Source organism: Vibrio splendidus (genome assembly GCF_003345295.1).
Taxonomy (GTDB): Bacteria; Pseudomonadota; Gammaproteobacteria; order Enterobacterales; family Vibrionaceae; genus Vibrio; species Vibrio splendidus_K.
Genome location: NZ_CP031055.1, coordinates 1,160,116 through 1,181,350, shown reverse-complemented (window position 1 = coordinate 1,181,350; position 21,235 = coordinate 1,160,116). Strand labels below are relative to the sequence as shown.

At 43.3% G+C, this 21,235-nt stretch carries 21 protein-coding genes; 12 read left to right on the top strand and 9 right to left on the bottom strand.

From position 1 onward, the window contains the following. Positions 1-16: 16 nt before the first annotated feature. The 4 genes from DUN60_RS05245 to DUN60_RS05230 all read left to right on the top strand — a co-directional run bounded on the left by DUN60_RS05245 (position 17) and on the right by DUN60_RS05230 (position 3,046). Positions 17-775, top strand: a complete 759-nt coding sequence (locus DUN60_RS05245; protein WP_114633375.1) for a helix-turn-helix domain-containing protein — start codon at positions 17-19, stop codon at positions 773-775. 195 nt (positions 776-970) lie between these two features. Next, the gene (locus DUN60_RS05240; protein WP_114633374.1) at positions 971-1,426 is read left to right on the top strand and encodes a Fur family transcriptional regulator; all 456 of its coding nucleotides are present in this window, start codon (positions 971-973) and stop codon (positions 1,424-1,426) included. Between the two features lie 62 nt (positions 1,427-1,488). Continuing rightward, positions 1,489-2,049 carry an LbetaH domain-containing protein gene (locus tag DUN60_RS05235; RefSeq protein WP_054546477.1) on the top strand — a complete coding sequence of 187 codons (561 nt, stop codon included), beginning with the start codon at positions 1,489-1,491 and terminating at the stop codon, positions 2,047-2,049. Continuing rightward, the gene (locus tag DUN60_RS05230; protein WP_114633373.1) at positions 2,039-3,046 is read left to right on the top strand and encodes a CobW family GTP-binding protein; all 1,008 of its coding nucleotides are present in this window, start codon (positions 2,039-2,041) and stop codon (positions 3,044-3,046) included. Before DUN60_RS05235 ends, DUN60_RS05230 begins: the two co-directional genes overlap by 11 nt. Before the next feature lie 95 nt (positions 3,047-3,141). Here DUN60_RS05230 and DUN60_RS05225 read toward each other — a convergent pair whose 3' ends face one another. Next, positions 3,142-4,014: an aspartoacylase gene (locus DUN60_RS05225; RefSeq protein ID WP_114633372.1), complete on the bottom strand. Its 873-nt coding sequence runs from the start codon at positions 4,012-4,014 to the stop codon at positions 3,142-3,144. Between the two features lie 263 nt (positions 4,015-4,277). Then, positions 4,278-5,192 (bottom strand): EamA family transporter, encoded by a 915-nt coding sequence (locus DUN60_RS05220; protein WP_114633371.1) that lies wholly within the window; start codon positions 5,190-5,192, stop codon positions 4,278-4,280. 103 nt (positions 5,193-5,295) lie between these two features. Here DUN60_RS05220 and DUN60_RS05215 point away from each other — a divergent pair, with 103 nt between their 5' ends. Then, positions 5,296-6,678, top strand: a complete 1,383-nt coding sequence (locus DUN60_RS05215) for an aminotransferase-like domain-containing protein (RefSeq protein ID WP_114633370.1) — start codon at positions 5,296-5,298, stop codon at positions 6,676-6,678. Positions 6,679-6,994: 316 nt separating this feature from the next. Beyond that, complete coding sequence (gene cqsA, locus DUN60_RS05210) at positions 6,995-8,176, top strand: alpha-hydroxyketone-type quorum-sensing autoinducer synthase (protein ID WP_114633369.1); 1,182 nt, start codon at positions 6,995-6,997, stop codon at positions 8,174-8,176. Positions 8,177-8,363: 187 nt separating this feature from the next. Here the strand turns inward: cqsA and DUN60_RS05205 are convergent, their stop codons facing one another. The 3 genes from DUN60_RS05205 to DUN60_RS05195 all read right to left on the bottom strand — a co-directional run bounded on the left by DUN60_RS05205 (position 8,364) and on the right by DUN60_RS05195 (position 12,666). Next, the gene (locus DUN60_RS05205) at positions 8,364-10,412 is read right to left on the bottom strand and encodes an ATP-binding response regulator (protein ID WP_114633368.1); all 2,049 of its coding nucleotides are present in this window, start codon (positions 10,410-10,412) and stop codon (positions 8,364-8,366) included. A 255-nt stretch (positions 10,413-10,667) separates the two neighbouring features. Continuing rightward, positions 10,668-11,483 carry a TauD/TfdA dioxygenase family protein gene (locus DUN60_RS05200; RefSeq protein ID WP_114633367.1) on the bottom strand — a complete coding sequence of 272 codons (816 nt, stop codon included), beginning with the start codon at positions 11,481-11,483 and terminating at the stop codon, positions 10,668-10,670. A 280-nt stretch (positions 11,484-11,763) separates the two neighbouring features. Beyond that, on the bottom strand, positions 11,764-12,666 hold the full coding sequence (locus tag DUN60_RS05195; protein WP_114633366.1) for a Vmh family MBL fold metallo-hydrolase: 903 nt from the start codon (positions 12,664-12,666) through the stop codon (positions 11,764-11,766). 176 nt (positions 12,667-12,842) lie between these two features. On the opposite strand from DUN60_RS05195, the gene DUN60_RS05190 reads away from it, so the two are divergent. Both DUN60_RS05190 and DUN60_RS05185 read left to right on the top strand, forming a co-directional pair. Continuing rightward, positions 12,843-13,736, top strand: a complete 894-nt coding sequence (locus DUN60_RS05190; RefSeq protein WP_054546486.1) for a LysR family transcriptional regulator — start codon at positions 12,843-12,845, stop codon at positions 13,734-13,736. Positions 13,737-13,864: 128 nt separating this feature from the next. Further along, complete coding sequence (locus tag DUN60_RS05185; RefSeq protein WP_054546487.1) at positions 13,865-14,266, top strand: ACT domain-containing protein; 402 nt, start codon at positions 13,865-13,867, stop codon at positions 14,264-14,266. 106 nt (positions 14,267-14,372) lie between these two features. On the opposite strand, the gene DUN60_RS05180 is transcribed toward DUN60_RS05185, so the two are convergent. The 4 genes from DUN60_RS05180 to DUN60_RS05165 all read right to left on the bottom strand — a co-directional run bounded on the left by DUN60_RS05180 (position 14,373) and on the right by DUN60_RS05165 (position 18,610). Further along, positions 14,373-16,259 (bottom strand): methyl-accepting chemotaxis protein, encoded by a 1,887-nt coding sequence (locus DUN60_RS05180; protein ID WP_114633365.1) that lies wholly within the window; start codon positions 16,257-16,259, stop codon positions 14,373-14,375. Between the two features lie 438 nt (positions 16,260-16,697). Further along, positions 16,698-17,180: a hypothetical protein gene (locus tag DUN60_RS05175; protein ID WP_054546489.1), complete on the bottom strand. Its 483-nt coding sequence runs from the start codon at positions 17,178-17,180 to the stop codon at positions 16,698-16,700. A 159-nt stretch (positions 17,181-17,339) separates the two neighbouring features. Beyond that, complete coding sequence (locus tag DUN60_RS05170) at positions 17,340-18,011, bottom strand: YciI family protein (protein ID WP_114633364.1); 672 nt, start codon at positions 18,009-18,011, stop codon at positions 17,340-17,342. 92 nt (positions 18,012-18,103) lie between these two features. After that, a complete protein-coding gene (locus DUN60_RS05165) occupies positions 18,104-18,610 on the bottom strand; it encodes a cytochrome c (RefSeq protein ID WP_114633363.1) in 507 nt (168 codons plus the stop codon). Between the two features lie 193 nt (positions 18,611-18,803). Between DUN60_RS05165 and DUN60_RS05160 the strand changes: the two genes are divergently transcribed. From DUN60_RS05160 to DUN60_RS05145, 4 genes are all read left to right on the top strand, one after another. Continuing rightward, on the top strand, positions 18,804-19,427 hold the full coding sequence (locus tag DUN60_RS05160) for a cytochrome b/b6 domain-containing protein (protein WP_054546491.1): 624 nt from the start codon (positions 18,804-18,806) through the stop codon (positions 19,425-19,427). Between the two features lie 37 nt (positions 19,428-19,464). Further along, positions 19,465-19,893: a MarR family winged helix-turn-helix transcriptional regulator gene (locus tag DUN60_RS05155; RefSeq protein WP_114633362.1), complete on the top strand. Its 429-nt coding sequence runs from the start codon at positions 19,465-19,467 to the stop codon at positions 19,891-19,893. A gap of 121 nt (positions 19,894-20,014) precedes the next feature. Next, the gene (locus DUN60_RS05150; protein WP_114633361.1) at positions 20,015-20,716 is read left to right on the top strand and encodes a helix-turn-helix transcriptional regulator; all 702 of its coding nucleotides are present in this window, start codon (positions 20,015-20,017) and stop codon (positions 20,714-20,716) included. A 115-nt stretch (positions 20,717-20,831) separates the two neighbouring features. Further along, complete coding sequence (locus DUN60_RS05145) at positions 20,832-21,191, top strand: VOC family protein (RefSeq protein WP_114633360.1); 360 nt, start codon at positions 20,832-20,834, stop codon at positions 21,189-21,191. The last annotated feature ends 44 nt before the right edge of the window (positions 21,192-21,235 follow it).

Genomic DNA, 21,235 nt, shown 5'->3' with positions numbered 1-21,235 from the left:
GCGATGGTATAGAGTAATGGACGCACTTGACGACGAAATTTGCACAACAATCAAACGCCATTTAAAAAAGGCGGGTATCTCTTATAAAGAAGTTTCAGAGTTCACAAAAACTTCCGAAATAAGCATTAAACGATTGCTGAACGGCCATCAATCGCTCTCTATTTTGAAGTTACAAAAGATATGTGAATTAATTCAGCTTCCTCTATCAGCCATTATCACAGAAGCAGAAGAAGCATTAGCCTCGGTATCACTATTTACGGATGAGCAAGATGCAGCCTTCTGTAAAGAGCCGCCGTTATTTACTATTTTCCAAGATATTGTAAATGAAGGAGCAAACGCTCAACAGTTAATGGCCAGTTATGATTTAAACGAACCATCACTGCATATCTACCTCAGGAAACTTGAACAGTTAAAACTAATAACGATGTTATCTGGCTTAAAATTCCACGTCATTGTACCTACAAATACAGCTTTCTCTGAACAAGCGCAATTTAGCGTCACGTTCAAAAATCAAGTCATAGATGCATTAAAACAGGCCGTGCAATATATCGATGCACGTAACAAACAGGCTTACTTTATTACTGCCAGGCTTAGGCTGACCGAAGACGAATTTAAAGAATATAACGCTAAGCTTGAGGAGTTAATGTTAAAAACACTAAAGATTAGTCAGTCGCACAACCGAATGACTGAAGGAGTCAACGACTATGCCATTGTCGACATGGGCGCCAAGGGTATTTTCCACCCAACACTCAAAGCGCCAGTAAATTTGGTTTAAAAATTTCAGCATGCTCCTTATTCCGTAAGCCCTCGCCATGATTGCTTGGCGAGTCTTTTCATTACCTACCTCAGCCAAAACTAATATTCATCACCCTGAGTATTTATCCTAGACACCCACAAAGAAAAAGTACGTTCCATACTTCAAATTGATATGTTATAACATATCAATATTGTCATTAATTATGTAGATTGAATGAGAGACATTGAAGCGATCATTGAACATGTAAAACAGGGCTGTAAAGTCAGTGGCAAACAATTTACGGCCAAAAGACAGTTAATTCTGCGAACCTTGATTCATGCCAATAAAGCGCTGTCAGCCTATGAAATCGTTGATTATTGTAAAGAGCACTTTGACCAGCATGTTCAAGCAATGTCGGTTTATAGGGTGTTGGAGTTTCTTGAAGAGCATCACTTAGCGCACAAACTTAAAGTCTCCAACAAATACATCCTCTGCGACCATATCCTTTGCGAACATGAGCATGGTATCCCTCAATTTTTAATTTGCTCAAAGTGCGACAAAATCAGCGAGCAAACCATCGACCCTGCCATGATTCACGGGCTTCAATCCCACATTAAACAAGAAGGTTTCACCGTGGTCAGCCCTCAATTGGAGATTAACTGCGTGTGCGATGAATGCGTCGATACATAAATGCCCAGCGCCATCAATGGTGGTATGCCCAGTGGCATTACGAAAAAATAAAAGAGCTCAATATGTTAAGAAGAAATCCAAGCGGCCATATGCCAAAAGTATCGGAGACCGCTTTCATTGATCCAACGGCCATCATCTGTGGCAAGGTCATCATTGATGATAACGTGTTTATTGGCCCTTACGCCGTTATTCGTGCTGACGAAATCAATGAACAAGGCGATATGGAAGCCATCGTAATCAAGCGTGATACCAATATTCAAGACGGTGTGGTTATTCACTCAAAAGCTGGCGCTGCCGTCACCATTGGTGAACGTTCATCCATCGCCCATCGCTCGATTATTCATGGCCCTTGCGAGGTCTGTGACGACGTTTTTATTGGCTTCAACTCTGTGGTCTTTAATGCGGTGATTGGCAAAGGTTGTGTGATTCGCCATAACTGCGTGGTAGACGGGCATGACTTACCCGAGAACTTCCACGTACCACCGATGACCAATATTGGCTCAGGGTTTGATTTGAACAATATCTCCAAGGTCCCACCTGAGTATTCTGCGTTTTCAGAATCGGTCGTTTCAGCAAACCATACCCTTGTGCAAGGTTATCGGAGAATTGCCAATGAGCTCTGATAAAAAGCCTATCTTGGGTATTCCAACCAATATCATTACCGGCTTTCTCGGCGTGGGTAAAACCACTGCGATTCTCAACCTAATGAAGAATAAGCCCGCTGATGAAAACTGGGCTATTTTGGTGAACGAATTTGGAGAAATTGGCGTTGATGGCAGTTTGATCCAAGGGAACGACAGCAAACAACAAGTGTTTATTCGTGAAGTGCCTGGCGGCTGTATGTGTTGCGCGGCTGGTTTACCGATGCAGATCGCACTGAATCAACTGCTGTCTGAGGCAAAACCTGATCGCTTATTGATTGAGCCAACCGGGCTTGGTCACCCTAAAGAAGTGCTAGAAGTCTTGTCTTCAGAGCACTATCGCAAAGTACTGTCACTGCAGAAAAACATTACTTTGGTTGATGCCCGCAAGCTTTCTGACACACGCTATTCTGAACACGATACCTTCAATCAGCAAATCACCATTGCCGACACCATTGTGGGTAATAAAGTCGACCTCTACAAAAGTGGCGATGCAGAAAAACTGGCTGAGTACGTCGCACAGGTTTGTCACCCAGACACCAAGCTAATATTTGCCCATCACGGTAAGATCCCTTCAGACGAGTTTGATGGAAACACCAGCTTTTACCATCATCAAGCTCATCGGCACCATCACCACCATGATCATAAACAAGATAAGCCACTCGCTTCTGAATTACCGATGCCAGAAAGCGGCATGATAAAGGCGAGCAACCAAGGTGAAGGGTTTGAAAGTATTGGTTGGCGATTCGCGGCTGACAAACTGTTCGACCGTCAGCAATTGCTTAATGTATTAGTTGGACTCAAAGCCGAACGAATGAAAGCGGTGTTCATCACTCAAAGCGGCATCTTTGGTTACAACTTAACGGAAGATGGTCTAACAGAGTGTGAACTTGATGAATGCAATGAAACCAGAATTGAGGTTATAGGCCAAAGCATAGATAGTGACCTAGAGAACCAATTGTTGGCGTGTCAGATTTAACCAGAACTGGTTAACCCTTATCCCACCCTAAAATCAAAGCCCTATGGATTGATACATTCATAGGGCTTTTTAACCAATCAGCTATGTGTAAATCACTAACTCACCGAAACCAAACGCTTTTCTGCCAGTGCCATTGCAATGTTGGCTTTAGCGTAAGCACTTTCATTAATGAAATGGGGATAGATATCTTGTTCGCGCTCCCAATAGATATCATAACCAAAGAAAGTCGCGAGCAAAGGCTCCCCTTGCTTCACTACCTCGAAATCTCGACCACAGATCGCTGGGTGTACTGTGGCTACTCGCATACCATCGGGACCAAGTGGAACATTGACCTCTTCAACATAGAAGAAGGCGCTGTAGTCTTCTAACGCTTGTACTTGGTTAAGGTTATGCTTCTCAACGTAATCAAGAACCATGGTCAGCATCTGCTTCATCAGTTTGAGAGTATCGAACTTAAGTGAGCCATGTGCCTGAGCGCCAACTTCAATCATCACTCCACAATTGCCTGTTGTGCAAAGGTAAGGCTGCTCATCCCAAGGCTTTCTATCTTCAAACAGAATATTGGCTTCTGGCATTCGCTGTTTCACGTAAGCGCCCATTTTTTGGTAGAAAGCATCATTGGAAAGCAAGATTAATGTCGCTCCCATATTGCTGGTCGTGTTGTGCAAATCCACGATCAATTGCTGCTCTTTGCTTGCGTGTCTATCTATAAACTGTCGTGCGACTGTGTACTCAGCTAAACCTGAAGTATCGTCGTTGTTAGCATTAGAAAACTGACGATTTAGGTCGGTATCAACATATCGAACGTTCTGCTCTACCGCTTTAGGATTTGCGGTAACAGAAGTAGTCGAAAACGTTGAACGATCGGCGGCATACAAACGCTCTTTGATGAGTTTGTTTAAATAGATTCCTGAGAGCTCGTTACCGTGTGTTCCAGCAACCAGTAAGACTTGATTAATGTTGTCCATGTCATTGATTTCCAAATATCGAAAGTGCAAGTCACCCTTGCTTTATTGTTACGATATAACATAACAACAATGAGTTCATTTCTCCAGAACACTTCGTAATCAGGCACTAGATAGTCCTAAGTAGACACAAAAATTCAATATGGAAACGATAACTCATTGTGAAACATACACACAAAGGCCCCGCAATTGCGAGGCCTTCGTTTTTATTCAACACTGTAGTTTCGATGATTAATCTACATCGTGCTTCTTTGCAGCGAATCAAATCACGACTGCTTAACAAGCTTTCCATTATCGTCTGCGCTATCTGATGTTTTAACGCTCGGTGTCTTCGCAGGTTTCACGATTAAGCCAATCCCGACTAAGAACAGCACCGATGCGACAACTTGGGCGACTGACAGTACTTCGTCATACATAAAGTAGCCACTGATCAATGCGAAGATAGGCACTAACAAGGTTAGCGGCGCGGTCGTACTTAACGGATATTGGATCAACAACTTATTCCACACCCAGTAACCAAATAGCGTGGTTGGGTAAGCCTGAAACAACACGGCAATCGTAGTGTTCCAATCCCACTGTTCAATACCCTGCCAGATAATTTGGTCACCGTGTAACATCACGGCAAATAACACCAGTGGCAGCGGAGCAAACAGCATCCCCCACACATTAAATGCAAAAGCCTGAGTGGTTTTAGATGCCTTAACAATCACGCCCATCAAGGTCCAGCTGCATGCCGCTATCATAATCAAGATAACACCATTGAGTGTCACGTTGCCCGTTGCTGCCGAAACCAACACTGCTAACGCACACATGGCTAGCATCGCACCCATTAGTTTGCGAACGGAAGCACTCTCCTTGAACACCCACACGCCAACCGCCATGCCGATTAATACGTTGGTTGAAAGCAATACCGATGAAAGCCCGGAAGACAAACCCGCAGTAATCGACCATGAAGCCATACCCCAAATTCCCACACCGAACACAAAGCCATAACTGACTAAGTAGCGCCAAGCAACATTAGGTCTCGCCACGAAAAATATCACCGGAATCACCGCTAGCGAAAAACGCGCAGCAGTGGCCAATAATGGATGAACGTTGGTCACACCCATTTTGATCATCGAGAAATTGACCCCCCAAATTGCCATAACGAATACCGCTAACAACAAATCATTTCTTTTCATACTCACCCCTCCTTTGTTTTGAATGAGTATCCCTTGAACAACAAAACCAGTACAGATACAATTTTTATAATAAAAACCAGTACAGTTAATAACGGTCGTGACAATGAGCATCTACAGAAAGCTAGCCAATCAGTTTATCGATGAGATAGAAACCGGCAAAAGACCGGAAGGCGGACGCATGCCTTCGCTGCGTCAATTGGCCAAGCAACAGGCCATCAGCATGTCGACCGTGGTGAGCTGTTACCAAGAACTGGAATCACAAGGCTGGATACATTCTCGACCTCAAGCTGGGTATTTTGTTTCGCCACATAAACCTTCTCATTCAACCCCTGAGTGGGCACAGTTTGAAAGCAAAATATCCATCGTTAAACCAACCTCTTCGACACATAACACCACCAATGGTCCTTTGGGTGTATCCAGTACCACCAACGATGAGCAAACAACCATTGAGTTGGAACGCAGCTTTCGTCGCTCAATCAAACGGATGGGCGGCAGGCTCAACCATTACCCTGATACACAGGGCGATCCGATGCTAAGACAGGCTTTATCTACCCACTTCGCCAAGCTCGATGTGCACTTTTCACCAGAAGAAATGGTGATCACTGCTGGCTGCATGTCGGCGATTAAAGCTGCTCTTGAATCGTGTACCAAAGAAGGTGATACCATCGCTATTAGCTCGCCATGTTTCAACGGTATTCTGGAATTGCTCGGACAAATGTCGCGAAAAATCATCGAGATCCCGTCTTTGGATGATGGTGTCGACCTACAACAGTTGGAAACACATCTGAAAAACAAGCGTGTGGATGCCGCTATCTTCTGTACCTCACATATGAATCCTCAAGGGATCAATATGTCGGCCAGTCAAAAACAAAAACTGGCTGAATTGGCGAATCACTATCGAGTACCAATCATTGAAGATGATGTGTATCTGGAGCTTTCTTATTCCTCACACACGCCACTGCCAGCAAAATACTATGACAAAGGTGGGTACGTGCTGTGGTGTGGTTCAGTATCGAAAAGCCTGTCGCCAAGTTATCGTTTAGGTTGGTGCTTACCGGGAAGATATTTAGACGAATACAAGGCTCAGTTCTCGGCAGCAAGCTATGGTGTTGCTCTGCCCACTCAGCTTGCGGTTGCTGACTTTATCGAATCAGGCCAATACGCTAAACACATTCGAAGAAGGTGTGCTCAAATCCTTTCATTACGCCAGCAATATCTAAGCTATTTGGCTCAGCATCTTCCTCAAGATGTGAAGATAAGTAACCCACAAGGTGGCATGGTGCTTTGGTTACAAATACCCAACTTGAACCAATCAACCTTTGCTCAGGCAGTTGCCGACCAGAACATTGATATCAGGCTTGGACACCTGTTCAGCACTCTCGACCTTTACAGCAATTGCTTACGCATCAATATTGGATACTCGTTAGATGGGAAAGCCAAGCAGCAATTAGACGACTTAATAGAACTGATTCACATTCATAGGTAATACGTGCTAATTCATAGGTAATACGTACTAGTTAATAAACAAAGCTAGCACACCGTAGCTTTTCATAATCGACCTTTTCATAGCCATTCGAGCACCAAATTTTAATAGCCTTTTATCATAAAAAAGAAGGCTATTATTCCCATCTAAACTAGGTTAAAGCCCCGAACCGTAAGGAAATTCACTCGCCTCAAAACCCTTAAATACTGAGTTTGCAAGCACGCACAAAATTATGCAACTTGACTAATGACACCTCACTTTTAATCGTCAATATACAACCGTCAGCGCTGGCGTTATCCTGTATTTGAAGAGAACTATTATGAGTGATAAAACCAAAAAAAAACCATTACCTTCCTTTATTGAAGAACGCTTGAACTTCTATATTCAAGACCTGATTACCCAGAACCAAAGTCAGAAACACTTGGTGTTGGGTAAACGTCCACCGTGCAACGCCGTTGTCATGCAGAGCAATGATTACCTAGCCCTGTCGCACAACAAGCAGATCCAACAAGCTCACCAAGCGGCGATCAGTGAAAACGATGACAACGTGGTGATGTCGGCCATTTTCCTGCAAGATGAAGAGTCTAAACCTGCGTTTGAAACCGAACTCGCAAGCTATGTGGGTATGGAAAGTTGTTTGCTTTCTCAATCTGGCTGGGCGGCCAACATTGGATTACTTCAAACTATCTGTCCGCCAGCTACGCCTGTGTATATCGACTTTTTTGCACACATGTCGCTGTGGGAAGGTATTCGCGCGGCTGGTGCAATAGCCCATCCATTTATGCATAACAATATGAATCACCTGCGCAAACAGCTAGAGCGCCACGGCTCAGGCGTTATTGTGGTCGATTCGATTTACAGCACCATCGGCACCATCGCCCCACTACGCGACATCTACGAAATGGCGCAAGAGTTTGATTGTGCCGTTGTCGTTGATGAATCGCATTCACTGGGTACGCATGGAGAAAATGGTGCTGGCTTAGTTCACGCATTGGGCCTCACTAACCAAGTCGACTTTATTACCGTTAGCTTGGCTAAAACCTTTGCCTATCGTGCAGGTGCTATCCTTGGGCCAAAGCAGCTTTCAGAAACCTTACCTTTTGTCGCGTATCCAGCTATTTTCAGCTCGACCGTGTTACCACAAGAGGTGGTTCGTTTAGAGAAAACATTAGAGGTCATAAAAGGTTCAGAAGACAAACGAGAAGCCTTATTCAAAAGCGCTAAATCGCTTACTACTGGCCTCAAACGGATTGGCTTTAACATCCGCAGCGAGTCTCAAATAGTGGCACTAGAGTGTGGTAGTGAAACAAACACCGAGCGAGTGCGCGACTTCCTTGAACAGCGTGATGTGTTCGGTGCTGTGTTCTGCCGCCCCGCGACGGGGAAGAACAAGAACATAATCCGATTTTCAGTGAATGCCGACATGACACCACGAGACATTGACCATGTGCTCACGGTTTGTCATGAGGCGTACAATCATCCGGAATTAGAGTTCGTGTGATTGTAAGGGCAATTCACACAACAGGATTCTTTGAAAGATAAGACCCCTTCCGATAATCAATATAAACGGCAGGACTGAATGGACGCTATCATGTCGCGATACAAAAAGAGCCCAGCATTTCGCTGAGCTCTTTCTTGTGTCTTTGTTCGCTGACAAAATGGTCGTGTGCTTCAACCTATGGCATTCACTAAATCCAGTGAGCAATTTTGTCGAACAGTCGATTTTTGTCTGCCGGTTTCACAATAAAATCTGACATGCCTGATGATTCCATTTTTTCCAATGTCACAGGAGAACTGTCACCCGTGTGAGCAATAATTGGCACTGAAGAGTATGCTTTGTTAGCGCTTCGAATTCGACGAGAAGCTTCAACACCGTCCATGATTGGCATCTCGATATCCATCAGAATTAAATCGATATCATCGCTATCCAACGCGTCTAAGGCTTGTTGTCCATCTTCTGTCTGCACGACATCAAAACCCTGTTTTTCCAATAACATCGCGGTAAATCGGCGCAGAGATTCGTTATCATCGACCACCATGATCGTGCGCTTATTGGTAGCCTCTAACGGTTTTACAGAAACTGATGGCATCACATAGTTTGAGTCGAAAAGTAAGCGTTCAATGGTCGCCTTGGTATTCAGTAGCCAAACTTGTGTTTCCACCCAAATAGGTTCAAAAGCAACGTTTCGGACACGTTTAATTGGGTGATGTTCATACAAATAGATGATTCGAGCTTCAGTGAATGAAAGTAAAGATTCAATCCTATCGAGGCAACTTGCTCTTAAATCCAAGCTCTCCATGTCAACGAAGATCAAGTCGAATTCGAACTGGTATTCTTTATTTTTAAGCGCTGATGCTACATCCAACACCGTGAGCTCAAACCCCATAAAACGGGCTACCTCAGTCATTTTATTGGTGAGAACTTTCTGGTCACTCACCATTAGCACAGTCTTAAGTTTAGTCAGTTCATTCTTGATTTCTTTCACCGAATGGGAAGACAAAGACGGAAAAGTCATCGTGAACTGTGTCCATTGATCCACTTCAGACTGACATTTAATTTCACCACCAAACGAGCGCATTACCTTCTGACAAAATGGCAAACCTAAGCCGTAATTACCCGATTGGCCAGTAGTATAAAAGTCCTGGAAAATGCGTCGAATCACATCATTTGAGATGCCTGACCCGTTATCGGTAACCATTATTTGATTGGCCAATTCATCACTACACATGGTGACATGAATATGAAAATCTTCAGGGCTGCGATGGTGGAATGCGTTCTTGAACAAATTATACATCACGTACTTCAACAGAGTGTCGCTACCCAAGAAATCAAAGTTACTCTGTACATCTAAAGAGATTGCTGATTTATCGGCTGAACGCTTGTAGTTAAAGCTGTCTATCGCACCCTCAATCACCGCTTGAGCTGAATGCTTCTTGAAGGTAGATCGAGATACTCGGTTTTCATCAATTGAAGTCAGTAACAGGTCAATCGTCTCGTTACCTGAGTGAATGATCTCCATCGCTTCATCGCCCACTTCACGTAACTGTATGACTTCTTCGTTGCTTAAAGCATATTGCCCTTTGTGATCACCACTTTTAGGGTTCGGCAATATGGACTGCATAACATCAATAGAGGTCAACAAACCGCTCAGGGGGTTTCGCATCTCGTGCGCGATACCGGCTCCAAAAGATTTCGCCAACGACACCTTATTCTCGTGTTCCATCTGATTGCGGAAGTAGAACAAGTTACCAAATAAGTAGATAAACAAAAAGATTGGCACATGCGTCCAATCCATTGTGAGTTCTAGGTAGAAGCCTTGTGCAATCCAAGCGCACAAGGTCGCCATCCCAATACCGGCAAAGGTTTGTGCAAACATCACTCTCGTCACGTGCACTAATAAAATATGGAGGAAAATGGCAGACATGAATGACATAACCCAAACATTGGACCAATTATTCATTAGTAACATGTAGAAGAAGAAAAACGGCAAGCAGAGGGTTACGGCGACTTGATAATAAACCGGAAGGTATTTTCGCCATTCAAATGGGACACTATTGCGATAGATAATGCCGAAAAACAACACTGAGCAAAACAAGCGCAGCATTAAGTTTTCATAAGGTTGAGGGAACAAGAACTCCCACACTATGTAGTAAATTGGGAAGCCGACAAAGCCCATCCAACCCACGAGAGTAAGGTTTGGTTCTGCGTACTGATAAACTTTACGAATAGCGTTCATACGAAATTCTTTATTCTCTAAGCCCTAACGTTTACTAATTCTATGGTTTAATTTTTATTCTTATATTTTGGCGTCGATTATATTACAAATCACCTCCGATCAGTGAGGTTTCAATCAAATATGTATCAACGCTTTTGTTTTAATTATTGACTTAGATGAATGAAGTCTCTGTTTTATACTTTAATTCAGACACTAAACCTGAGTTCCTAAGGTTTGTCCGCTAGCGCTTACACCAATTACCCCTCTTACTTACCATTATGTCACTGTAACGCGATGCATCTTTCTTGGGGTATCGCCGTAATCAATCACCGCGTAATGCTGCGTTACCCTGTTATCCCAAATAGCCATTGCTCCCTTGTCCCATTTGAAACGAACTTGAAATTCAGGGCAGCGTGCAATTTCGAACAGTTGGTTAAGTAAAACATCACTCTCTTGTCGGTCGAGTTCATTGATATAACGAGTAAATTGTTCATTTATATAGAGCGTCTCTTTACCCGTTTCAGGATGAATTTGAACAACCGGGTGAATCACTGGTGGATTTTCATGTGCGGTTTTAATTAACGACTTATGCCAATCAAGCTCAATCTGATCCGACTCTATGCCTTCAAAAGCCACCAGCGAATGAGTCGCCGATAAGCCCCTCAGTTTTGCTTTCATACTTTCATCTAATGAATCAAATACAGCGGTCATAGAGCACCAGATAGTGTCTCCACCGACGCTTGGAATATGTTGAGCATGCAACAAAGAAGCTTTAGATGGCAGGCTACGCCACGTTAAATCGGTATGCCAATAGCTTTCCACCGGGGCATTGCCACGCGTTGTTTCAATCACACTGACCTGAGGTGCACTTTCCACGCAAGGAAAGAAAGGATGCGCAGGTTCTAACCTTCCAAAACGTTCTGCAATCATCAAGTGTTGTTCTGGTGAGAGTACTTGATCACCTAGGAAGATGACTTGATGGGTAATCAGCGCCTGATAAACCTCATCGAGTTCATTCGCACTGCATCTGGCAAGATCGACTCCATGGATACGAGCACCGATGTGAGGGGTAATGGGGTCTATTTTCAACATAAATTCGCTTATTGATGATGTGACATTTCAGAGTCAATTTAGATACTGACTATTAAACCGGACAATGGTGAGTTTTCTTTCCACATACTTCTAATACATCAAAAAAAAGAGCCCCTAAGCTGGAGCTCTTTTCGTTTTTTGATACTTCCTGTATCCATAGACAAGTCCAATCTGTAGTACTTTCACCGAAAGCCAGATCATCGATATCTCCAGTTGTGTATCAACTTAAATCTAGCACACAATCTTCAAGCTTTTCTGAGACACAACCGAGAGAATGAACTTAGTGCCACTCCATCTCACCACTTAGCACTTTGGCACCCAGTTCTAGGTCGCCTTCTGTTGCCTTAAATTGTGGGTATGCTTTCTTCATGTAATCACTGATATCAACAGACGTTGGATTGCTTATACTTACCAGTGCCTTTTCAATATCTGCCACGTAATCCATCGTAAATTGAACGCCGTTAGCACCTGTTGGCATTTCACCTAAATAGTGACCCGGAATTACAACCTCTGGCTCAAGTGCTTTCATGCGATCCAATGATTGTGACCACTGGCTACGAATCTCTTTCGATGCAGTATCTGCCATCCATACATGTACACCGCTATACACCGACACGCCACCAAACACCGTTTTCTCAGACGGCACCCACAGGTACGCTTGATGCGTGTTAATTTCTCTCACCTCGATGGTTTCACCTTCGAGGTTCAACGTGGTGTCATTAAGAACGGTTGGGACAATGACTTTAGATGGTGCGTTATCTTCTAAGATTGGCCCCCAGTACTCTAGCTTTGCATCTTTTGTACGCTTGATGTGAGTAACGATCGCTTCACTGGCAACGACCTCAACGTTTGGAAATGCCGCAACAATCGGTTCTAAGCCAAAGTAGAAATCTGGGTCGCCGCTGCTGATGTAAACCATCGACAACTCTTTGCCAGTCGCTTTGATTTGATCCACCAGCTTTTGCCCATCTGCGACGCTAAATTGCGCATCAAACAAAATCACTTCTTTCTCTCCCGAAACCAGCACAGAGCTTGCGGGGAATATCGCGTTTTCACCCGGATTGTAATGAGTGATGTTTAGTTCAGCAGCAGAGACAACACTCGATGCTGCCAACATTGCTCCTAGGCTCATCGTTCCTAAAAGCGCGGTTCTCGATAGAAGGATTTTAGATAACTTTTTCATAGCTTGATTCCGTTATTTCGAGCTGAACGCATGTCAACTCATTGAGTGTGCAAACATCTTATTTAATTGGATTTAGATGAAATAGACATCAAATTAACTTTCACTGTTGCGATTTTCGGACATATACTAATTTTCCGGTAACTATTAGATTCGAAAATCGTTGGGTAATTAGAACAATGGATAAACTCGAGGCAATGAACGTCTTTGTCACCATCGTTGAACGTGGCAGTTTGAGTGCAGCAGCAGAGCACCTTGAGCTATCTCGAACCAAAGTCACTCGCTATTTGGGGGAACTCGAAAGCTGGATGGACACACGCTTGCTTCATAGAACCACTCGAAGCTTGAGCTTAACCAGTGCAGGGAAAGAAACACTAGAAGTCGCAAGAGAACTACTTGCCCTTGAAGCGTCGTTAGCGGGTATTCGAAACCAAAGCCGCGAACACTTAAAAGGTCAACTGCGTATTACCGCAAGCTACTCTATTGTCGATAGCTTCTTGATGGACGTGATCGGTCGCTTCATCGATAAATGGCCAGAGGTGTCAATTGATATCGTTTCTACTGATCAAACAGTCAATCTTGTTGAATCACGCATCGATTTGGCAATTCGCATTACCAACGAACTAACACCGAATATTGTCGCGAAGCAGCTAGGTGAATGTCGCTCGGTGATTTGCGCATCTCCTCAATATCTAAAAGAGAAAGGTACGCCATCAAACGCACAAGATTTAGCGCACCACAACTGTTTGTCATTCAGTTACTTTGGTAAAACCGCGTGGACGTTTAAAGGCCCGAATGGACTGGAATCAGTGCCAATCAAAGGGAATTTCAGCGCCAACACCTCCGAGGTATTGTTGTCTGCCACACTCAAAGGCAACGGTATCTGCTTACTGCCCTTTCCTTCAGTCGAAGGCTTAATTGAAAACGGGCTATTGGTTCCTCTACTCTCTGAATGGAAACCTAAAACGTTGGGTGTACACGCGGTTTATGGGACGCGTAAACAAATCACACCGCTGTTAAGAGCCTTTATCGATCACCTGTCTAACGAGATGGAACAGTCGACAAGCTGGTAGATAAACTCTCTCATTAACGATACTGATGTGGAATAAGTATTATTAATTTTACTTATGCAAAGCTAAATTCTATCTTGGCTGCATTATCCAACACCATAAACAAACGCGATTACGCAGGGAAAAAGACGATGACCGCCATTACCGATTTAAACATTCTGCTAAAGTCCATGTCACCAGAGCTCATTGAAGGTGATTACGTTTTTTGTACTGTAGACGGGGGATTGGCAGATTATGTTCAACTCGACCCAGTAGCGACCTTTCGTGAAAAAGAAGGCTTAACACTGGTTCTGAAAGAAGAAGTTGCGACCAAAGCTCAACTAGACTTCGACGGTGTATTTGGCCTGATCACTTTATCGGTACATTCGAGCCTCGAAGCGGTTGGATTAACGGCTGCTTTTGCGACTAAACTTGGCTCATACGGCATTAGTGCCAATGTGATTGCAGGCTATTATCACGATCATATCTTCGTTCAAAAAGACAAAGCTGAAGCCGCAATGAGTGCGCTTAGAGAATTTTCAGAAGCGGATTAGTAAAGAATTCTATTGTTCACAGACACAAAAAAAGCGACGTAATGTACGTCGCTTTGGCTTATTGCTTACCGCGCACTCACTGATCAGGCATCAGTGAGTAAACCAGTTAAGCAAGCTTAAAAGTCGCCACTTTGTCACTTAAGCCAGCGGCTTGACTCTTAAGTTCGTTCGACTCAGTTAAACTGTCCTGAGCACCCACAACTAAGTGGTCAGTGACATCTTTAATGGTCGTAATGTTCTGGGTAATTTCACCCGTCACGTGTGTTTGCTCTTCAGCAGCCGTCGCAATTTGAGTCGCCATATCGCTGATCAAAGCAACCGCCGTGTTGATCTCTTCAAGCGCATGCGAAGCTCTGTCTGCATCTTCTACTGAATGTATCGCCAGTTTAGAACTGCTCTCCATCAGCTCAACCGCTTGCGCCGTTGTGCGCTGCAGAATATCAATGGTTGATTTTATCTCTTCCGTTGAAGAGTGGGTACGCTGCGAAAGCACACGTACTTCATCAGCAACCACAGCAAAGCCACGACCTTGTTCACCAGCACGGGCCGCTTCAATCGCCGCATTCAAAGCAAGCAAGTTGGTTTGCTCTGCAATGCCTTGGATTGTCGCTAATACTGTTGAGATCTCTTGAGCGTGCTTGTTAAGTTCGCTGATCACGTTACCCGCTTCGTTCACTTCATTGGCCAAGTTATTAATCGAACCTTTAGTGTCGACTACCAGAGCGTGACCACTGTTAGTGCTTGTCGCTGAGTCTTGTGCCGCTTTTGCTGTTTGCTCGGCATGCGATGCAATCTCTTGAGTTGCACAGGCCATTTCCGTTACAGCCGTTGCCACCATTGTGATTTCTTGCTGTTGATGATTAAGCTCGTCCACAGAACGGTTCGCACGTTGAGTACTTTGCTCTGACTGGCTATTTAGCTGTTCTGACTGCCCACGGATATGGCCAATCAACTGCTGTAAGCTTCCAACAAAGGTATTGAAGTTATGAGCCAACTCGCCCACTTCATCTTGGTTTTCTACATGAATACGTTGAGTTAAATCACCACTACCATTCGCGATTTGCGCCAATGCTTGAGATACGTGGTTCAACGGACGGAATAGAATCGTACACAAAACGTTAAACAGTATGGTACATACAATAACGACCAGCAGTGTAGCCAAAACTTGACCAATCACTGCATCAAATAACGGTGCAACCAGAGAGTCATGATTAACAACACTAACTGTAATCAGGCTCGTTCCGTCAATAGCACGTGCGTACAGAACATAGTCGCTGCCATTCAGTTCGATAGAAGTGTCTTTACCGCTAGTCAGAGCCTTTTGTACATCGGAGAAATTTAACCCAAGTGAACTGATATTCTTGTTCAGTAACTTAGTGTCAGGGTGCGTGTAAACCGTGCCTTTGTTGGTCGCGATGAACATGTAACCTTCACCTGGAAGAATCACCTGCTCTAGACTGTTTAAGATGTCTGTAATTTCTACATCAGCACCCAACACAACCTGTTGCCCATGCAGTTGCATTGCTGTTCCTAATGAAACAACGTTCGCCCCAGTTGCTGCAGCAACCGTTGGGTTATCCATGAACACCTTACTTGGGTTCGCTACCGCATTGGTGTACCAACCCCATAAACGGGGATCATCATTACCCGGCGGCAGTACTACTCCGTTCGCGTTCTTTTGCGAACCATCAGGAAATGCCAAGAAGACATTATCAAAAGAGGCCGAGTCACGAACCTGTTTTAGATGAGTCACCAAGCTGTCTTGCTTGGACTCTTTCGAAAGAGAAGTAAGCGCACGCTCTTTGGATAAGATCCAATCCGATACATATTGATTGTACGAAGCCGATGCGCCCTCTAAGCGCTGTTCAACTTCAATATCCAACCTTTGCAGTGAAGCACGAAAAGAAAGGGCCTCAACCAAAATCCCCCCCAGGATGATGGCCATACTAGCTGATATCGCTAGCTTATTTTTAAGCGAGAGTTTCTTGAACATAGGAAACCTATAATTTGGAAGTAAAAAACCGTGGCGACAAATTTGTTACCAAGACGGTTGCAAGCTGAATATATTTTACGCTTTAAAATAAATAATAGAACCAATCAGAGGATTGAATTATTGATATGTGTGAACGAGGGCACGTACAGTGGCATATTCATGGAGTAAATAGCCCGCCACTCCTCAATAAATCATTTCTGACAATCTCTCGTGGGGATGACTTATCGAATGCGTTCTATTTTCTCAGTACGCTTGATACATCAAATAAAAAAGGACCCAACGTATGACGTTCAGTCCTCTTTATTCCTACTGACATTGACTAAATATAATTTCTTGTCTGGTCAATATTAATATCCGAACACTTAGATTACTTATTGAAAACTAATAACCTCTACAAATTGAGACTTTAAATAGGTGAGGTGTTGAAAAATTCACTTTCTAGCTTTTGATTTTTCTTTCACCAAATAGCTTCGGTTTGAATGAACCTAGTACTAACTCTGCAAGCAGCGGAAGCGCATTAGACATACCGATCAGCTCTTCAATTTTAGCTTTGTCTAGGTACGCTTGGCTTACCTTTCCTTGAGGTATTGATGCTTTAGCAAGCTCTACCATTTCAGGCATCATCGGCACCAAGAACACGAATGCATTGACGCTCAAAAACGCTAACATCACAAGTTTCATTTTTAACCAGTTAGGCTTCTGTTTTGTAGAAAAGTAACAATATAAATCAGCAAACAACTTTAATGCTAACCCTGGTAAAATCAGAATATATGCACTCAACTCTTTATAAGTACCAACATGGTAAGCCGTTTCGGCAGTTTCGTGGCCTAGCGTAGCGCCGATTACAATGTGAGAAAAAATACCGCCCACATACATGATGGTGCCGATTTCGTTTAGAAAATTGATCAATCGATTATTCATACTGTCCGCTTTTATATTTGTTTGCTTGTCTGTCTATTTATCTGAGTATCTGAGTATCTGAGTATCTGAGTATCTGAGTATCTGAGTATCTGAGTAAGTTTGGTGCTGTTATCAATAATTAGGGTTATTCGTTAATAATCAGCACTCAATCAGCAACTATTATTTGTTATTCGTCAAAGAAAGCTTGTAACCCAAATATTGAACATTCACATCAGCATACCCCAACGTAACAGCTTCAAATTGGTGACTTAGCTCTTTTGCATGCTGCGCATCCTTAACAATAAAAGAAACCGAATACACAGGTCGAACAACATTGTTCTCAAGTTTTTGCGTATCAAGATATGAGGATGTCACAAGCCCAGCTTGGTTGAGACTGATCACTCTTTGTAAATCAATGCTAAGCACACGATCTATTTCAAGGGCTTCAATTCCCTGCTTCCATGTAATTGTGACGCCGTAGTTATTGTAGTCTGGCGTATTGTCTAACCACTTTGAGCCTAGCGGAATAATTTTGGCAATTTTAACCAAATCTTTCTTATAAAGAGGTAGGTGAGCCAATTTGGCTTGGACCTGTTGTGAGTCATTCGCTTCAATAACAAAACGCAGTAACTGCACCGAACGGCTATCAATCTCACTATGCGATACATACATATCTTTTATCTCGCCTTGGTCAATCAGCTTACTGAATTCAGCTTTTTGTTCCGGCATATTGTCGAGGACTTGTTCTAAGTTGTTTGTATTCCACTCCAGTTCAACGGCATAGTCTGCTGCGCTGGTAAAGGTAGAAAATAAGATTGAAGCTGCAAATGCGGTAAATGTAATAGTTTTCATGTTTTGTTCCTTTTGGGCTGATTAGGTTTGGCTGATAAAGATGTAATTAATTAAATTTAACTGGTCGAGTTGGTTGAATTGTTAAAACAACGCTACCAACGAGAGCGGTATGAGCGATGGCAACTTTTGCAAGTATCTTGCGCTGCTTCTAATCCTGATTCCGCTAGTGATGCATCACCTTGTTGACTACCTTGGTAAAGTTCCTGAAAACCCTGATCCATTTGCGTTAGGAGACGATTGAATTTTTCAGGGTCACTCCAAACACTCTCTTTTGCTTTACTCCCCTCTTGGCTGCCCAACGGAAATGACGTCAATAACGCCTGACTGTGAGTTGTTAGCTCAAAGCTCGTGTCTTCGAGCGTCTGCCAATGAGTATCATCGCCATCCAAAGTGTCATTGGCCTTCTCGACTAAGGTTTCAACTTGTGTAAATGTGTGTTGGCGCTGCTCAATTTGGTTTGAATGATCTTGTGAAGAATTACTTTCACTTGCATGACCTTGACTAGCATCGCCTTGTGAGGCCAAAGCGTGGGTACTCAGTAAAACGGTTGTAGTACACAGTAGGCTCACCAATCTCTTGTGCATCATTCTCTTGTTCATATTGCTCTCTCTTCGCTTCGTATAGCTTTTCTATTTGGTTTCGATACAGAAATCGATGATTCGTTTCGATGTTCCGTTTTTCTCTGACGGGATTAATTTACACAACAATAGTTGCGGTTGCAACTATTGTTGTGTAAATTAATGCAAATGGAATATATATTAAATAAACAAACACAGTAGAGAGAATGAAGTTATGAAAATTTGGGATCTATCAACTCGCCTATATCACTGGGCTCAAGCCGCGCTTTTTATAGGTTTAATGGCATCGGGTATTTCTGGTAATGGACCCCATATTCAACTGGGGTTGGCACTCATGACATTGATCATTTGGCGATTGATTTGGGGTTGGGTTGGCAGTGAAACAAGCCGATTCAGACAATTTCTACGTTCACCAAGATCGGTTATTCACTATCTACAAGGCAAAGAAAAAACAAAGCCGGGTCATAACCCTGCAGGTGGTTGGATGGTTGTAACACTGCTACTGGCTTTAGTTCTTCAGTGTGTCTCAGGTTTAGCCTTAGCTGGATTTCTTGACCACTTGCCCTATGCAAATATTTGGTTGAATGACTCCGTGTTTTCGGTATTAGAAAACGTTCACCTTGCCATGATAAAAGTTCTTCCTACTCTGGTTGGTGTACACGTCTTTGCCGTTCTTTTCTATAAATTACGTTCAAAACCATTAACTTGGGCGATGATCACAGGCTTTCAAACACAAATCCAATTTAATGGAAGCGTAGCGTTTGTATCGCAATGGCGTGCGTTGTTTGTACTTGCTTTAGCTGCAATGTTTACCGTTATTCTGGTTGCATTGGCATAAATTTAACCGATTTAATTTGGAGCATAGGAACGAATCAATGAATGAAGTGTTTAATAGACAGCAAACTGCTAGTTGGTTGATCCATGTAATTGCACACGATGCAGCGAAGACATTCGACTCGGAACTTAGAAAACACGGATTAACGAACGCTCTCTGGCCTACCTTAATGTGTTTGTGGGAAAAAGAAGGAATAACTCAACGAGCAATCGCTAGGAAATCTAAAGTAGAAAATTCGACCACGACTCGAACCTTGGATAAGCTCGAACGTCTTGGTTTGATTGAACGACGACTCGACCCAAATAGTCGTCGTTCGTTCAATATTTATTTAACAGAGGACGGGCGCGCTATCCGAAGAGAGCTTTTGCCAATTCCCGTTCATATCAATCAAGAATATTTAGGTATATTGGAGCCAGATGAACGAAAAGAGATGAGCCGCCTACTTAAAAAAATAGTTTCGCAAATATAATGCGACGAAACATTGGCTCAAATTCCAGATGAAAACACCCGTTAAATTATAATGGATTATGGATAGAGTTATATTTTTCGATGTATTAATCTTAATTGTCTTTATGCAATCCGAGTTTTCCATGTCCCGAAGCCAACGTCTCTTTGACCTACTCCAATTACTGCGTTGTCATAAATACCCAGTTTCAGCTGGTCACCTGGCTTCCAAGCTGAACGTAAGTACTCGCACCATTTATCGCGATATCGTGACGCTGCAAGCACAAGGTGCTGAAATTGATGGTGAAGCAGGAGTTGGCTATCAGTTGAAACCGACCTTCACTCTCCCTCCGATGATGTTTTCAACGGAAGAATTGGAAGCATTAAGGCTTGGCGCTGAATGGGTAGCCAAGCAAGCCAATGGGGAATTCAGTGAATCGGCTAGAAATGCCATTGCCAAAATTTCAGCGGTGTTACCTGCTGATCATCAGATCAAACGCAATGAAGACATTGTGCGTGTTGCTTCAATCATTGAGGTTGCAGAGTTAACCATCGAACTGTCAGATATCAAGCTAGCAATTAAGCAGCAGAGTAAAGCTGAGATTCATTACACAGACGCAAAAGCTAATGTGAGTTTAAGAATCGTTTGGCCAATGTTGATTGGCTTATTCGAACAGCACTACGTTTTGGTCGCTTGGTGTGAAGCGCGAAGTGCATATCGTAATTTCAGGCTCGATAGAATGGCTGAATGGAAAATCCTAGAAGAAAAGTATCAGCGCCCACGTCATGACTTGCTCAAAGATTGGCAGAACATAGAAGGCATTACAGATAAAGTGATTCACTACTGACAAAAAATGTCACAGGGGTTCGATACATTGCCGTGGTCCCAAATCGGGCTCAAGACAAAAGCTGAGTTAACTGAAACCAACACGGCAAATCCAATTGAACATTTCAGGAGCTATTATGTTTACCATCGATTCATTTGTTCTTTATGTCACTGACATTCACCGCAGCATGGGCTTTTATGCGAAAGCATTTGATTGCGAACCAAAGCTTCTATCACCGACCTTTGCTGTTCTAGACTTTGCAAACAACGTTAAAATAACACTCAAGCAGGCTGACGTTCTAACACCAGCAAGTAACATCAAGGGTGGCGGTACTGAGCTTTCTATGCCTCTTGCTGACAAAGAGACACTGGAAAACCTCTATAAAGCATGGAAAGAAAAAGGTATCCAGTTTGGGCAAGCGCCAGAAGAGTCCGTTTACGGCATTAACTTCCTCGCAGTTGACCCAGACAACCACCGCATCCGCGTATTCGCTTAAATGAATAAGAGCAAGCCGTATTTAAGCCGCTTGCTCATCTCATC

What these genes read in the sequence shown, in the direction of transcription:
- DUN60_RS05245 (WP_114633375.1), top strand. Translation starts at nt 17, where the DNA reads ATGGACGCACTTGACGACGAAATTTGCACAACAATCAAACGCCATTTA.
- DUN60_RS05240 (WP_114633374.1), top strand. Translation starts at nt 971, where the DNA reads ATGAGAGACATTGAAGCGATCATTGAACATGTAAAACAGGGCTGTAAA.
- DUN60_RS05235 (WP_054546477.1), top strand. Translation starts at nt 1,489, where the DNA reads ATGTTAAGAAGAAATCCAAGCGGCCATATGCCAAAAGTATCGGAGACC.
- DUN60_RS05230 (WP_114633373.1), top strand. Translation starts at nt 2,039, where the DNA reads ATGAGCTCTGATAAAAAGCCTATCTTGGGTATTCCAACCAATATCATT.
- DUN60_RS05225 (WP_114633372.1), bottom strand. Translation starts at nt 4,014, where the DNA reads ATGGACAACATTAATCAAGTCTTACTGGTTGCTGGAACACACGGTAAC.
- DUN60_RS05220 (WP_114633371.1), bottom strand. Translation starts at nt 5,192, where the DNA reads ATGAAAAGAAATGATTTGTTGTTAGCGGTATTCGTTATGGCAATTTGG.
- DUN60_RS05215 (WP_114633370.1), top strand. Translation starts at nt 5,296, where the DNA reads ATGAGCATCTACAGAAAGCTAGCCAATCAGTTTATCGATGAGATAGAA.
- cqsA (WP_114633369.1), top strand. Translation starts at nt 6,995, where the DNA reads ATGAGTGATAAAACCAAAAAAAAACCATTACCTTCCTTTATTGAAGAA.
- DUN60_RS05205 (WP_114633368.1), bottom strand. Translation starts at nt 10,412, where the DNA reads ATGAACGCTATTCGTAAAGTTTATCAGTACGCAGAACCAAACCTTACT.
- DUN60_RS05200 (WP_114633367.1), bottom strand. Translation starts at nt 11,483, where the DNA reads ATGTTGAAAATAGACCCCATTACCCCTCACATCGGTGCTCGTATCCAT.
- DUN60_RS05195 (WP_114633366.1), bottom strand. Translation starts at nt 12,666, where the DNA reads ATGAAAAAGTTATCTAAAATCCTTCTATCGAGAACCGCGCTTTTAGGA.
- DUN60_RS05190 (WP_054546486.1), top strand. Translation starts at nt 12,843, where the DNA reads ATGGATAAACTCGAGGCAATGAACGTCTTTGTCACCATCGTTGAACGT.
- DUN60_RS05185 (WP_054546487.1), top strand. Translation starts at nt 13,865, where the DNA reads ATGACCGCCATTACCGATTTAAACATTCTGCTAAAGTCCATGTCACCA.
- DUN60_RS05180 (WP_114633365.1), bottom strand. Translation starts at nt 16,259, where the DNA reads ATGTTCAAGAAACTCTCGCTTAAAAATAAGCTAGCGATATCAGCTAGT.
- DUN60_RS05175 (WP_054546489.1), bottom strand. Translation starts at nt 17,180, where the DNA reads ATGAATAATCGATTGATCAATTTTCTAAACGAAATCGGCACCATCATG.
- DUN60_RS05170 (WP_114633364.1), bottom strand. Translation starts at nt 18,011, where the DNA reads ATGAAAACTATTACATTTACCGCATTTGCAGCTTCAATCTTATTTTCT.
- DUN60_RS05165 (WP_114633363.1), bottom strand. Translation starts at nt 18,610, where the DNA reads ATGAACAAGAGAATGATGCACAAGAGATTGGTGAGCCTACTGTGTACT.
- DUN60_RS05160 (WP_054546491.1), top strand. Translation starts at nt 18,804, where the DNA reads ATGAAAATTTGGGATCTATCAACTCGCCTATATCACTGGGCTCAAGCC.
- DUN60_RS05155 (WP_114633362.1), top strand. Translation starts at nt 19,465, where the DNA reads ATGAATGAAGTGTTTAATAGACAGCAAACTGCTAGTTGGTTGATCCAT.
- DUN60_RS05150 (WP_114633361.1), top strand. Translation starts at nt 20,015, where the DNA reads ATGTCCCGAAGCCAACGTCTCTTTGACCTACTCCAATTACTGCGTTGT.
- DUN60_RS05145 (WP_114633360.1), top strand. Translation starts at nt 20,832, where the DNA reads ATGTTTACCATCGATTCATTTGTTCTTTATGTCACTGACATTCACCGC.